14 protein-coding genes are annotated in these 13,236 nt (G+C 66.6%); 6 read left to right on the forward strand and 8 right to left on the reverse strand.

Features of this window, described 5'->3' with window-relative positions; translation table 11 throughout:
* Window positions 1-221 precede the first annotated feature (221 nt).
* Complete coding sequence (locus MICSW_RS00245; protein ID WP_228179253.1) at window positions 222-659, forward strand: response regulator transcription factor; 438 nt, start codon at window positions 222-224, stop codon at window positions 657-659.
* On the opposite strand, the gene MICSW_RS00250 is transcribed toward MICSW_RS00245, so the two are convergent.
* Window positions 656-1,873, reverse strand: coding sequence for an AI-2E family transporter (locus MICSW_RS00250; protein WP_464496440.1), 1,218 nt, complete (start codon window positions 1,871-1,873; stop codon window positions 656-658). The genes MICSW_RS00245 and MICSW_RS00250 overlap by 4 nt on opposite strands.
* Before the next feature lie 17 nt (window positions 1,874-1,890).
* Between MICSW_RS00250 and MICSW_RS00255 the strand changes: the two genes are divergently transcribed.
* The 4 genes from MICSW_RS00255 to MICSW_RS00270 all read left to right on the forward strand — a co-directional run bounded on the left by MICSW_RS00255 (window position 1,891) and on the right by MICSW_RS00270 (window position 5,697).
* Window positions 1,891-2,190 (forward strand): chorismate mutase, encoded by a 300-nt coding sequence (locus MICSW_RS00255; RefSeq protein ID WP_228179318.1) that lies wholly within the window; start codon window positions 1,891-1,893, stop codon window positions 2,188-2,190.
* 238 nt (window positions 2,191-2,428) lie between these two features.
* Window positions 2,429-3,790, forward strand: coding sequence for a quaternary amine ABC transporter ATP-binding protein (locus tag MICSW_RS00260; protein ID WP_464496441.1), 1,362 nt, complete (start codon window positions 2,429-2,431; stop codon window positions 3,788-3,790).
* Window positions 3,729-4,685, forward strand: coding sequence for an ABC transporter permease (locus MICSW_RS00265; protein WP_228179316.1), 957 nt, complete (start codon window positions 3,729-3,731; stop codon window positions 4,683-4,685). The genes MICSW_RS00260 and MICSW_RS00265 overlap by 62 nt, the downstream gene beginning before the upstream one ends.
* Window positions 4,686-4,779: 94 nt before the next feature.
* A complete protein-coding gene (locus MICSW_RS00270; RefSeq protein WP_228179324.1) occupies window positions 4,780-5,697 on the forward strand; it encodes a glycine betaine ABC transporter substrate-binding protein in 918 nt (305 codons plus the stop codon).
* Between the two features lie 87 nt (window positions 5,698-5,784).
* Here MICSW_RS00270 and MICSW_RS00275 read toward each other — a convergent pair whose 3' ends face one another.
* From MICSW_RS00275 to purL, 7 genes are all read right to left on the reverse strand, one after another.
* The gene (locus MICSW_RS00275) at window positions 5,785-6,267 is read right to left on the reverse strand and encodes a hypothetical protein (RefSeq protein WP_228179315.1); all 483 of its coding nucleotides are present in this window, start codon (window positions 6,265-6,267) and stop codon (window positions 5,785-5,787) included.
* Between the two features lie 192 nt (window positions 6,268-6,459).
* Entirely contained in the window at window positions 6,460-7,146 is a 687-nt protein-coding gene (locus tag MICSW_RS00280) for a hypothetical protein (RefSeq protein ID WP_464496442.1), read from the reverse strand.
* On the reverse strand, window positions 7,143-8,060 hold the full coding sequence (locus tag MICSW_RS00285; protein WP_464496443.1) for an ABC transporter ATP-binding protein: 918 nt from the start codon (window positions 8,058-8,060) through the stop codon (window positions 7,143-7,145). The genes MICSW_RS00280 and MICSW_RS00285 overlap by 4 nt, the downstream gene beginning before the upstream one ends.
* Window positions 8,061-8,100: 40 nt before the next feature.
* Window positions 8,101-8,481 carry a GntR family transcriptional regulator gene (locus tag MICSW_RS00290; protein ID WP_228179312.1) on the reverse strand — a complete coding sequence of 127 codons (381 nt, stop codon included), beginning with the start codon at window positions 8,479-8,481 and terminating at the stop codon, window positions 8,101-8,103.
* A 134-nt stretch (window positions 8,482-8,615) separates the two neighbouring features.
* Window positions 8,616-9,221 carry a hypothetical protein gene (locus MICSW_RS00295; protein WP_464496444.1) on the reverse strand — a complete coding sequence of 202 codons (606 nt, stop codon included), beginning with the start codon at window positions 9,219-9,221 and terminating at the stop codon, window positions 8,616-8,618.
* Between the two features lie 49 nt (window positions 9,222-9,270).
* Window positions 9,271-9,402: a hypothetical protein gene (locus MICSW_RS00300; protein WP_267189853.1), complete on the reverse strand. Its 132-nt coding sequence runs from the start codon at window positions 9,400-9,402 to the stop codon at window positions 9,271-9,273.
* A gap of 9 nt (window positions 9,403-9,411) precedes the next feature.
* Window positions 9,412-11,772 (reverse strand): phosphoribosylformylglycinamidine synthase subunit PurL, encoded by a 2,361-nt coding sequence (gene purL / locus MICSW_RS00305; RefSeq protein WP_464498441.1) that lies wholly within the window; start codon window positions 11,770-11,772, stop codon window positions 9,412-9,414.
* Window positions 11,773-12,327: 555 nt separating this feature from the next.
* On the opposite strand from purL, the gene MICSW_RS00310 reads away from it, so the two are divergent.
* Window positions 12,328-13,236 (forward strand): TerC family protein, encoded by a 909-nt coding sequence (locus MICSW_RS00310; protein WP_464496445.1) that lies wholly within the window; start codon window positions 12,328-12,330, stop codon window positions 13,234-13,236.

A 13,236-nucleotide genomic window follows, 5' to 3' on the forward strand; every position in this document is an offset into this window, starting at 1 on the left:
CACGAGGAGGTAGTGCCACCACCGCGGCCCGCTCGGTGGCGGTGCAGGTCGTCGCTCGCGCGATCGCTTGCGCCTGTGGATGCGACTCATGCGGCGCTCTCCTCCGGTTGTGGCGGTGTGGCGGCGGGTAGCGGGACGCGCATCGGCGGCGAGATGTGGATCTCTCGAATTCGTCCGCGTGCGGTCAGCACTGCAAGCGGTGTCCAGACCGTGACCTCGTCATGGAAGCTCTTGGCGCGCCACTCCGCCCACGCGAGCAGATGGTCGGGCTCAGCGTCGTGTGTGGAGGCATGGTCGTCGCTGCGGGTCTGGTCCGGATCATCGCGCATACGCCCGGATGGCTCATGGATGAGATCGTCGACCTGTCGGAACGCGGGATGCGCACGGCGTTCGAAGCTGCCGTGGAGAAGGCGTCGGCTGCGCTCGTGGTGACGGAGCGTCCGCGATTGACGCCGCGAGAAGCTGTCGTGCTGAAGGCTCTCGAGTGCTACGGCTCGGTCTCTGACATGGCCAAGGCGTTGTCGGTGTCGCAGAGCACGGTCAAGACGCAGTTGTCAGCGATCTACCGAAAGCTCGGGGTGACCTCGCGTCACCATGCGGTTCCCGCCGCTTACCGGCTGGGGCTGCTGGACCGGTCTGACCGCGTCCAGATGGCCTAGAGTTTCGCGTCCTGCCGAGGGATCACGACCTGCTTGATGATCAGCAGGATGGACGCGGTGATCGGGATCGCGACGAGCGCGCCGAGCAGGCCCAGGAGAGTTCCGCCGACGAGGGCTCCGATGACCACGAGCGAGCCGGGAACCGAAATCGCGCGGTTCATGACCCGCGGTGTCAGCACGTACGCCTCCAGCTGCATGTAGATGAGATACAGCGCGGCAAAAATCAGGGCGGTGATCGGGTTCGTGAACAGCGCGACCACCGTGGCGATGCCCCAGTACAGCACGGAACCGACGAGGGGGATGAGCGTGATGCAGAAAGCGACCACGGCCATCAGCGCGGGGAAGGGAAGTCCGAGGAAGAGGTGCAGGAAGAAGGCGACGACCGAGTTGAAGAACGCGAGAATCACCATCCCCATGAGGTAACCACCGATACCGTCGGTGATCTGCTCGGTCATCTCGGTGACCTTCGCCCGCGCCCGTGCGGGAGTGAGGCGGACGAAGCTGGCCTTGATCGTGTTGAGCGAGGCGAGGAAGTACAGGCTCAGGACGATCACGATGATGATGCCCGAGATCGCCGTCGCGATCCCCGCGCCGACCGCCAGCACACCGCCCGTGATCGAGGCGATGTTCGCGGGGTTGAGGATGAAGTTCTCGACATCGTTGAGGATCGTGCCGATCTGGTCGCCGAAATTCGTCTGCATCCACCCGAACGCGTCCGACTTCTCGAAGTCGTTGATCATCGTCGGGATGTCGCGGATGAACTGAGCCACCTGTGAGATGACCGTCGGCATGATCAGGAGCATGACGCCGGCAATGACCAGGAGGAAGCCGACGTAGACGATCACCATCCCCCAGACCCGTCGCACACCCTTGCGCTCGAGCGCCCGCACGATCGGGTCCAGGCCGAGCGCAGCGAACAGCGCGAAGCTGACGTAGATGATGACGGTCGCGAGGTTCGATACCGCCAGGCCGAGCAGAATCGCCGCCAGTCCGCCCAGGGTGACAGCGAAGCCGACGGCGAAGGGCTGGTCGAGGCCGACCCAGAACGGCCGCCGCTCGGGGTGCCAGCGGCTGCATCCGCCGGTGCCGAGGTGACGTCGGCGGAGGCATCCTTCGCGGGTGCCGCTGTCGCTGGCGGGGTCGGGCTCTCGTCGCTCATGGTCACACTCTAGGGGGCCGCTCTCTCGGTGAGGGGGAGGCGATACTCTCGACACAGTCCGAAGGGAGTGGGATGACCGAGCCGATCGACCCTGTTACCGACCTGCTACGCCTCCGCGCGACGATCGACAACATCGACGCGGCGCTGATCTTCATGCTCGCCGAGCGTTTCCGGGCCACAAAACAGGTGGGTGTCTTGAAGGCCGAGCACGGTATGCCGGCCTCCGATCCCACGCGAGAAGAGCAGCAGGTGGCGCGGCTGCGCCGCCTCGCCGAGGACGCGGATCTGGATCCCGAATTCGCGCAGAAGTGGTTCTCGTTCGTTGTCGCCGAGGTGATCCGCCACCACACGGAAGCTGCTGACGGGCGCTGAGCTCAAGCGCCACCGGGTGGCTATCGGCGGGGAAGCCTGGTAACTTGGCTCGCTGGGTTCCCCGAACCCGTCGACCCAGTCCGCGGTTGCCGATTTTCACTGTCGGCGAGCGTACGGTCGGTGATCGTGCTCGAATCCGACATTCGACGCCAGCGCATGCGTGCCCGTTTCCGCGTGCCCGTGATCGCCACCCGGGCGTGACCGATGCAGCCAGCTGCAGCGGCTGCCAAGGTGCACAGTGACCACAACTCCTGCGTTAGAAGCGCAAGGCCTTTTCAAGGTCTTCGGCAAGAACCCCCAGTCGGCCGTCAAACGTCTTCGCGCTGGACAGTCGCGCGCTGACGTCGCAGATGAGGGGACCGCCGCCGTCATCGACGCGAGCTTCGCGGTCGCCCCCGGCGAGATCTTCGTGATCATGGGCCTGTCGGGGTCCGGCAAGTCAACGATCATCCGCATGCTCAACGGACTGTACGAGGCAACCGCCGGGTCCGTCACTGTCCGCGGCGAGTCGGTCACCGACACGACGCCCGCCAAGCTGCGTGAGTTGCGGCGCGATCGCGTGTCGATGGTCTTCCAGCACTTCGCGCTGCTGCCGCATCGGTCCGTCGCTGACAACGTCGCCTACCCGTTGCAGCTCCGTGGTGTCGAGCGCTCCGAGCGGCTGGCGAAGGCGGAAGAGATCCTCGCGCTGGTCGGGCTCGAAGGCTGGGGAGACAAGCTTCCCTCGGCACTCTCCGGCGGCATGCAGCAGCGTGTGGGGATCGCTCGCGCGTTGGCAGCCGATCCTGACGTGCTGCTGATGGATGAGGCTTTCAGCGCCCTGGACCCCCTGATTCGACGGGAAATGCAGGAGCAACTGCTCGAGCTTCAGGAGAAGCTGCAGAAGACGATCGTCTTCATCACCCACGACCTCAATGAGGCGATGCTCCTCGGTGACCGCATCGCCGTGATGCGCGATGGCCGCATCGTGCAGATCGGCACACCCGAGGACATCCTCACCGACCCCGCCAACGACTACGTGGAGCAGTTCGTCCAAGACGTGGATCGTGCGCGCGTGTTGACCGCGGCGAACGTGATGGAACGGCCCCGCGCCGTCGTCACCGAGACCGCGGGTCCGCGGACCGCGCTGCGGCAGATGCGCGACGCCTACACCGCCGCGGCCTACGTCGTGGGACGCGACCGCAGGCTCGTGGGGATCGTCACCGACCGTGACGCGATGAAGCTCGTCCAGGCGGGAGAGAAGTCGATCGGTTCGGCGATCAAGCGGGCCCCGCAGAGCGTTCGGGAGGATGAGGTACTCATCAACCTGTTCGTGCCCTCTGTCGAGTCGCCCCTGCCCTTGGCTGTTGTCGACGACCACGGCAGATTGACCGGCGTCATTCCCCGCGTGACTCTCCTGGCAGCGCTCGGGCCAGGAACCGGCGCCACGGGCGAGATCACGATCCCGGTCATTCCTGTTTCGGGGCAGAGATCGACGAAGTGCTCGCGCAGGTGCCCCATGACGAAGAACACACCAGCGACGCGGAAGAGGTTGTCTGATGGATTTCCGCATTCCTATCGGCCAGTGGGTCGAGACAGTCGTCGACTGGCTGCGAGATAACCTCAGCGGTCTGTTCGATTTCATCACCGTCGTCGTGCGATTCCTCGTCGACGGACTCACCGACATCCTCCTGATCATCCCCATCCCCGCGATGATCGTCGTCTTCGCGCTCATCGGATGGCTCGTGCGGTCGTGGCAGATGGCTGTCGGCACGGTGCTGGCCTTTGTGTTCATCATTGCGATGGACCTCTGGATCCCGACCATGCAGACGCTCTCCCTGGTCCTGGTGGCGACCGTGGTCGCGCTAGCCATTGCGATTCCGCTCGGGATCTGGTCGGCACGAAACGACACGGTACGGACGATTCTCAAGCCGGTGCTGGACTTCATGCAGACGATGCCGGCGTTTGTCTACCTGATCCCTGCCATCACGTTCTTCAGCATCGGGGTCGTGCCGGGCCTGGTTGCGACGGTCATCTTCGCGCTGCCTCCGGGCGTGCGCCTGACCGAGCTCGGCATCCGCGGAGTCGATTCGGAGACCGTCGAGGCTGGCCAGGCTTTCGGCGCAACGCCCTCGCAGATCCTGCGCGGCATCCAGCTGCCGTTGGCGACGCCGACGATCATGGCCGGTGTCAACCAGGTCATCATGCTGGCACTGTCGATGGCGGTTCTCGCCGGAATCGTCGGCGCGGACGGCCTCGGCAAGATCGTCGTCCAGTCGGTGTCGACGGTCAATCTCGCCCTTGGCGTGGAGGCAGGCCTCGGCGTCGTGATCATCGCCGTCTACCTGGACCGGGTGACTGCAGCGCTGGGCAACCGCGCCGACTACCCCTCGTCGCTACGGAGCGTGCTCGCGCGCCGACGGACCGCGCGCGCCACAGTAGCCGCGCAGTCGAGGGACGAGGACACACAGAACCACGTGGGAACGGAGGCACTCCAGCCCACGGGCAGCCGGTGACCACCGGCTGAGGAGGAGCGCGGACACCACGCGGCTTCCCACCAAGAGAAGAAGATACGGAACGAACGAGACATACATGAAGGATGCGTTTCACATGAACAAGCGACACCTCAGCACAGCATTGGCTCTCGGGGCCGTGGCCACACTCGCGCTCGCGGGCTGCAGCAGCGCCTCCGAGCCCAGTGGCGACCAGACCGACGCCTCCGGCGACATGAGCTGCGAGACCGTCACGCTCGGCTTCCTCCCCTCGTGGACGGACGGCCTGAGCACCGCGTACCTGCTGCAGAACCAGCTCGGCGCGCTCGGCATCGACGTCGAGATGCAGACGCTCACCGAAGCGGGCCCGCTCTACGCCGGTCTCGCCCAGGGCGACGTCGACATCTACCCCTCCGCATGGCCTGAGCTCACTCACGCCTCGTACATGGAGGAGTACGGCGACAACATCGAGGACCTGGACGCCTACTACGAGGGCGCCAAGCTCACGATCGCGGTTCCCGACTACGTCGACATCACCTCGATCGAGGACCTCGCGGGCAACGCGGACCGTTTCGGCGGCCGCATCGTCGGCATCGAGCCGGGCGCGGGCCTGACCGCTCAGACCCAGGACGTCATGATGCCCGCATATGGCCTGGACGGCGAGTACGAGCTCGTCACCTCGTCGACCGCCGCGATGCTCACCGAGCTCGGCAACGCCGTCGACGCACAGGAGGACATCGTCGTGACCTCGTGGCGTCCGTTCTGGGCCAACGCGGCCTACGGTCTGAAGGACCTCGAGGACCCGCAGGGCGCCATGGGCGAGCCCGAGGCTCTGCACTTCCTCGGCACCGCCGGATTCTCGGAGCGTTGCCCCGAGGCAGCCGACCTCATCGCCGGCATCCAGCTGAGCGACGCGGACTACGCCTCGCTTGAGGACATGGTCGTGAACGAGTACGGCGAGGGCCGCGAGGCCGAGGCTGTTGAGGCCTGGATCTCGGAGAACCCCAACGCGTTCAGCACCATCATCGTGCAGTGATCCACGGGCACTGACGAGGGGCTCCCGGCCATCTGGCCGGGAGCCCCTCTGCGTGGTTTCGGCATCCGTCAAGGGATGGCGCGTCGCCTATTCGGAGATCGGGTCCACCCAGTAGCGCAGGCTCTCGTCCGCATGGGTCTCTTCGAGCTTGATCGCCCACTCGGCGCTCTGGAAGTACCACTGCTCGACGCCGTCGGAGTCGACGGTAACCTTCTGCTTGAAGCCCATCTCTTTCAGTGAGTCAGCGAACGCGCGCGCCTCGTCGCTCGTGACGCCCGAGTAGATGTACTCCCATGCGCTCGACTCCGGGGTGGCGCTCACCAGGGTGCCGGGTGGCACCGGGAGGCTCGCGTCGAGGCCCTCGGGACGCTCGCCCTGGGGCTCGGCCTCGGGCTCGGCCTCGGGCTCGGCGGGCGCCTCGTCAGATTCCTGGGTGACGGGAGCCATCGCGTCAGCCGTTGCGGCGGAGGCGTCGTCCGCGCCGGTGCCGTCGGCGGTGCAGCCGGCGAGCAGTAGCGCGGCCAGGGCGGCGGCGGCGAGGGCGGTGACGGGGGAACGGTGCGCGGGCATGGGTCTCCTTGGCTCAATGGCGACAGGGGCGTCGACCCGACCGTAGGGGCTCGGCACGTCAGCGTCGATGAGTAAAGATTGCCTACGACGTGCGAGCGGCGACGACAGCGATGACGACGTGGCGGTGGTGCAGGTACGCTGAGGGCTCCCGGCCATCTGGCCGGGAGCCCCGCTGCCTGGTGTCGGCATCCGTCAGGGGATAGTCCGCCGCAACAGCCCGTAGGCGATCCCGGAAAGAGCGACCAGGGTGATCAGCAGCCCGACGGCGAGACCCTCGGGGCCCTGCGTCACGATCCAGCCGAAGACCTGCCCCCAAGCGTTCAGACGACCGATGAGCCACATCGCGCCGACGAGCAGCAGCCCCAGTCCAACGAGGATGACCGTCAGGACGGCAGGCCCGAACCGCTTGTAGATCGTGGCGATCGCGAAGCCGGTCACGAAGAAGGTCATCGTCATGAACAGGATCAACGCGGCCGCGACCACCGGTCCCGAGCTCCAGATCCAGTCGAGGTAGAAGAAGTATCCGTTGACCCCCCACCCGTTGGTCGCGTTTTCGATGAAGCCGCCGATGACGAAGATCACCGTGAGGATGGCGGAGGTCAGCCCCGCGGTCAGCAGGGACCCGAGGAAGAACTCCCGACGCGTCACGCTCATCGCCTGAGAGAACGGGAAGGTTTGCGTCATTCCCATGATGCCGACGGCGAAGAAGTACCACATGGGTGCCTGCGCGCCGCCGCCGTACTTCACTGCCTCGGGCGGCAACATGGCCCAGATCATCAGCGTGACAGCCAGGGTGCCGCCGAGCACGAGAAGCGGTACCCAGATGAATGTCTGCCTGTTGACCAGCTGCATGCGAACGACGTTTCCGACGCGGTTCATCGCCGGTCTCCCTTCGTGGTGGTGCGGGTATCGGATGCCGCGGCATCCGTCTCATCGGCGTGCTGCGTCGTGCGCACGATCAGTTGCTGCAGCGACACCGGGCCGAGGTCGAGGCCGGCTGCGGTGAGGCGTGAGCGCTCCTCGGCGGACAGCGCGCCCGCGACCGTGACGGATGCCACCCGTCCGAGGCTCTCGCGGTGCAGGACCTCCCGCCCCGCGACGAAAGCGTCCACGGCGGTGGCGTCGCCGACGATGGCGGTGGCCTGGTTGCGTACATCGTCGGTGGCGGCATCCATGATGATCTGACCCCGGTCGATGACGAGCACGCGCTCGATGAGGTTGGACACCTCGTCGATCAAGTGACTGGAGAGGATGACGGTCCGCGGGTGCTCGGTGTAGTCCTCGAGCAGCCGGTCGTAGAAGATCTGGCGGGCGACGGCATCCAGACCCAGGTGCGGCTCGTCGAAGAAGGTCACTTCGGCCCGCGAGGCGAGACCGATGATGACGCCGACGGCCGAGAGCTGTCCGCGCGAGAGCTTCTTGATGCGGGTGCGCACCGGCAGGCGGAAGTCGGCGATGAGGCGGTCGGCGAGCTCCTGGTTCCAATTCGGGAAGAAGAGCTTCGCCGTCGCGAACGCGTGGATAGGCTTCGCGTCGTCGGGGTATTTCTGGCTTTCGCGCACGAAGCACATCCGGCGCAGTACCCGAGCGTTCTCGTATGGGTGCTCACCGAACACCTGCACGTCGCCGGAGGTGGCGAAGTTCTGAGCCGTGAGGATCGACATCACGGTGGTCTTGCCCGCGCCGTTGCGCCCGAGCAGGCCGTAGATGGTGTTCTTCTGAATCGAGAAGCTCACATCGTCGACCGCGACAGTATCGCGGTAGCGCTTGGTGAGGTTCTTCACCTCGATCACCGTCTCGCCGGCACCCGCGGGGGTGCCACATCGTTGATGGTCATTGGTCGCCTTCCGTTGTCGTGTTCTGCGCGTGCTCACGGAGCAGCTGCGCGAGGTCTTCGGAGCCGAGCCCGAGCTTTCGGGCTTCGGCCAAGAGGGGGGTGAGGTAGCGGTCGCGGAATGCCGCGCGTCGCTCGGCGAGCAGGTTTTCCCGCGCGCCCGGGGCAACGAACATGCCGATGCCCCGTCGCTTGTAGAGCACGCCCTTGTCGACGAGCATCGTCACTCCTTTCGCTGCCGTGGCGGGGTTGATCCGATAGAAGGCGGCGAGTTCGTTCGTCGAGGGGGCCTGTGCCTCTTCGGCCAGGCTCCCGTCGACGATCGAGTCCTCGACGCTCTCCGCGATCTGCAGGAAGAGGGCCTTGCCTTCTTCGATCATCCGCGCCTCCGATGTGTTTCTGGGTTAGTTACTCAAGTAGGTAACCACAGAACGCGGGGTGCGTCAACCCCGGCATCCGTGTGGGGTCAGCGAGACCTCGCCCGAGGCGGAGTTGCCGGGGCAAACGGCTTCGGTCAGGGGCGCGGAGTGCGGGACGGGACGGGCCAGATGCCGGGCGCCGCGGGGCCGGGCGGCGGCTCGGATGCCGAAGCAGACGGCTCTGCGGTGGGAGCTGCGGCGGGGGGAGTCGCGGGGAGTTCGAGGGCGACGCGCTCTTCAAGGACGGTGATCGCGTCATCCGAGATCGCGAGCAGGCCGTCGAGCTCTTCGCGCACGCGTCGGTACGCGAGCTGTCGCTCGGCGGGAGTCGCTGCCTGGTCGATTGCGACGCTCAGCAGTTGCTGCGCGGTGCTCAGGCGCTTGCGCTCGTCGGCGGTGAAAGACGAATCGCGGATGCGGCGAGCCTCGCGCTCGGCAAGATCGAAGGCTACCTCGTAGTCGGTGACCGCGGTGCGGTACTCGGTGAACTGTTCCTTCGAGAGCTTGGCGCTCTCGGAGTCGGGGCGGAGCCGGTCGGCGACCTTCTTGGCTCGGAGGAACGCCGCAGTCAACGGCTGTCTGCCGTCGCTCATGGCGGGGAAGGCGATGATCTTCGCCACATCCAGTTCGTACTCGAGCCAGCGCTTGGTCACCGCGTCGTGTGCGGCGAAGAGCTTCTGGAGCGGTGTTCCACGCGACATGCTAACCGCGGTATCCCCCGCCGGGTATGGGGGGAAGCCCGAAGGGTTCTCAGCCGAACAGCAGCGCGAGGACGGTGGCGCCACCGCCCACGAGAATCAGCGAAACGATGACGACCCACGCGACGATCTTGATGCGTCGCTGCCGGGTCTCGCTGTAGACGTTGGTGTCGTCGTCGGACATGCGATCAGTCTAGAGGGCGGCTTCGGCGATGGTCGGCCCGAATGCGGCCGGCAGCGTCGCGCGCGAGACCTCGCGCAGGTCGGATGCCGACACCGTGAAGAGTCCCTGTACTTCGAGGCTCGGGTCTGCGCCATCGCCGGGAGCATCGGTCACGCCGATACGCAGCACGGGGTAGCCGCGTCCCTCGCACAGACCGCGGAATTTCACGTCATCCTCGCGGGGGACTGAGACGAGCACGCGGCCGGTCGACTCCGAGAAGAGGGCGGATGCCGCATCCACGCCATCGCGTTCGATGATCTCGTTCAGCCAGACGCGCGCACCGACGCCGAAGCGCATGACGCCCTCGGCCAGGGCCTGCGCGAGCCCACCGCTGGAAAGGTCGTGGGCGCTGGAGATCAGGCCCTGCAGCGCGCCCGCGTGCAGCAAATCGGCAAGCCGACGCTCGGCGGCAAGGTCGACCGCCGGAGGCCGCCCGCCGAGGTGGTTGTGCACGGTCTGCGCCCACGCCGAGCCGCTGAGCTCGTTGGCGGTGACCCCGAGCAGGTAGATGTTCTCGCCGGCATCCTGCCACCCCGACGGGATGCGACGAGCGACGTCATCGATGATGCCGAGCACGCCGACGACCGGGGTGGGGAAGATCGGCTGGTCGCCGGTCTGGTTGTAGAACGAGACGTTGCCGCCGGTGACCGGGATGCCCAGCTCGAGGCATCCGTCGGCAAGGCCGTCGACGGCCTGCCCGAATTGCCACATGACCTCGGGGTTCTCGGGGCTGCCGAAGTTCAGGCAGTCGGTGACCGCGACGGGCTTGGCGCCGGTGACGGCGACGTTGCGATAGGCCTCGGCCAGGGCCAGCTGCGCACCCTGGTACGGGTCGAGCTGGCAGTAGCGCCCATTGCAGTCGGTAGCGATGGAGAAGCCGAGGCCCGACTCCTCGTCCACGCGCACCATGCCGGCGTCGTCGGGGAACGAGAGGGCGGTGTTGCCGAGCACGTAGTAGTCGTACTGGTTGGTGATCCAGGACGTGTCGGCGAGGTTGGGGCTTGCGACCAGGGCGAGGAACTGCTCGCGCAGCTCGTCCGGCTCGCTGGGGCGCTGCAGCGCTGCGGCTGAGTCGTCGCGGAGGGCGTCGATCCAGGTCGGGTAGGCGACGGGCCGCTCGTAGACGGGGCCGTCGACCGCGACCGTCGAGGGGTCGACATCCACGATCTGCTCGCCGTGCCAGAAGATCTGCAGGCGTCCGTCGCCGGTGACTTCACCCAGCACGCTCGTCTCGACCTCCCACCGGCCGACGACCTCGAGGAAGGCGTCGAGCTTCTCGGGAGCGACGATGGCCATCATCCGTTCCTGAGACTCGCTCATCAGGATCTCTTCAGGAGTCAGGGTCGGGTCGCGCAGCAGCACGTTCTCGAGGTCGACGCGCATGCCGCTGCCGCCGTTGGCCGCAAGCTCGCTCGTCGCGCACGAGATGCCGGCGGCGCCGAGGTCTTGGATGGCCTCGACGAGGTCGTCGCGGTACAGCTCGAGGCAGCACTCGATGAGCACCTTCTCGGCGAACGGGTCGCCGACCTGCACCGCGGGGCGCTTGGTCGGGCCGCCGTCGGCGAAGGTGTCGGAAGCGAGGATGGATGCTCCGCCGATGCCGTCGCCGCCGGTGCGAGCCCCGAAGAGCACGACCTTGTTGCCCGCGCCCGAGGCGTTGGCAAGCTTCAGGTCTTCGTGGCGCAGCACGCCGACGGCGAGAGCGTTGACCAGCGGGTTGCCCTGGTAGACGGCGTCGAACACGGTCTCACCGCCGATGTTCGGCAGGCCCAGGCAGTTGCCGTAGAACGAGATGCCGCTGACCACGCCGTGCACGACGCGGGCGGTGTCGGGGTTGTCGATGGCGCCGAAGCGCAACTGGTCCATCACAGCGACCGGGCGCGCCCCCATCGAGATGATGTCGCGGACGATGCCGCCCACGCCGGTCGCGGCGCCCTGGAACGGCTCGATGTAGCTCGGGTGGTTGTGCGACTCGACCTTGAACGTCACCGCCCAGCCCTCGCCGATGTCGACGACGCCGGCGTTCTGGCCCATGCCGACCATGAGACGCTCGCGCATTTCGTCGCTGACCTTCTGCCCGAACCGGCGCAGGTAGATCTTGCTGGACTTGTAGGAGCAGTGCTCGCTCCACATGACCGAGTACATGGCGAGCTCACCGCTCGTGGGCCGGCGCCCGAGAATCTCGCGGATCTGCGCGTACTCGTCATCCTTCAGGCCGAGGGCGCCGTACGGCTGCTCGCGTTCGGGCGTCGCCGCGGCGTTCTCAACGGTATCGGCTGCTGCTGCGCCTCTCGGCGCGGCGGTGTCGGCGACTGCTCGGGCGGGAGTGATCGGGGTGCTCACGGGGTGGGACTCCAGTGGTCGAGGATGCCGAGACCGGCGCCAGCGTGCGGGCGACCCCAGTCTACGCGGCGGCCGCTTTCGGCATCCGTGTCGGTTCGTGCTCCTCTTCGGGCGCTCGACGTGGCCGTGCGGTCTCGTCGCAACGGCGCGGATCGTGCCCAACACGCCGGGCGACGGATGCTGCGGGCGGGGTGTCGGGCAATCCGTGCGCCGTTGCGACTGGTGCGTCAGGCCCGTCCTGCGTTGACACGCCGCTCATCACTCGACCGAGTGGCGCTCGCCGCGGGCCGGGGGAGTGTAGGTGCACGTGTCGCCAGCGCACAGCTGCGGTTTGGTGCGCCCGAAGCGGCGGGGTATCAGTCCTCGATGCCACTCGGTTCGCATGACCGTTCAGTCGCGCCGTGACGTGGGTTCGTCAGCCCGCCACCCGCACCAAGGCGCGACCGAATAGTGGTGCAGATTCTTCAGTCGCGCCGTTTCGCGGGTTGGCGCGGCGCGAACCCGCACAAGGGCGCGACCGAACCGAGGCCCTACGCTGTCTGCGTGGACTTCTCCTTCGCCTTCACTCCCGATCTGATCGCGGTCTTCGTCACGCTGTTCGTCCTCGAGATCGTGCTGGGCGTCGACAACGTCATCTTCATCTCGATCCTCGCCTCCAAGCTCCCCAAGGAGCAGCAGGCGCGGGCGCGCAACCTCGGTCTTACGCTCGCGATGCTCATCCGTGTCGGCCTCGTCTTTGCGGCGGGCTGGATCATCTCGCTCACCGAACCCGTCGTGACCCTGTGGGGCATTTCGTTCTCGTGGAAGGACTTCATCCTCATCGCGGGCGGGCTCTTCCTCGTCTACAAGGCGGTCACCGAGATCCACCACAAGCTCGAGGGCGCCGAAGAGGAGCATGGCGAGGGCGCGGGCGGCCGCAAGAGCGTGACCTTCGGTTCGGTGATCGCACAGATCCTGCTGCTCGACATCGTCTTCTCGCTCGACTCCGTCATCACCGCCGTCGGCATGACCTCGAACATGGTCATCATCATCACCGTCGTGGTGCTCTCGTTCGGCATCATGCTCTTCGCCTCGCGGTTCATCTTCGCGTTCGTCAACGCTCACCCGACCGTGAAGATGTTGGCGCTGTCGTTCCTGCTGTTGATCGGCGTTTTCCTCATCGCCGAGGGCTTCCACATCAAGATCGACAAGGCCTTCATCTACGGTCCGATGGCCTTCGCCATCTTCGTCGAGGCGCTGAACCTCACGTACTCGTCACGCAAAGCCAAGCGGGAACAGAAGCGGCGCCAGGCCGTGCAGCTTCGGCCCCAATACCCGGATGTCGACGAGTCAGCCGCCGTCGCTGCTGCGCTGTCGAAGGATCCCGCCTCCGGCTCCGTCGGCCTGTCACGCAAGCCCGTGGTCGGGGAGGCGGATGCGGCGTCCGCGCCGCACCGGGAGGGACTCGGCTGA

The sequence above is a fragment of the Microbacterium sp. SW12 genome (assembly GCF_055391095.1).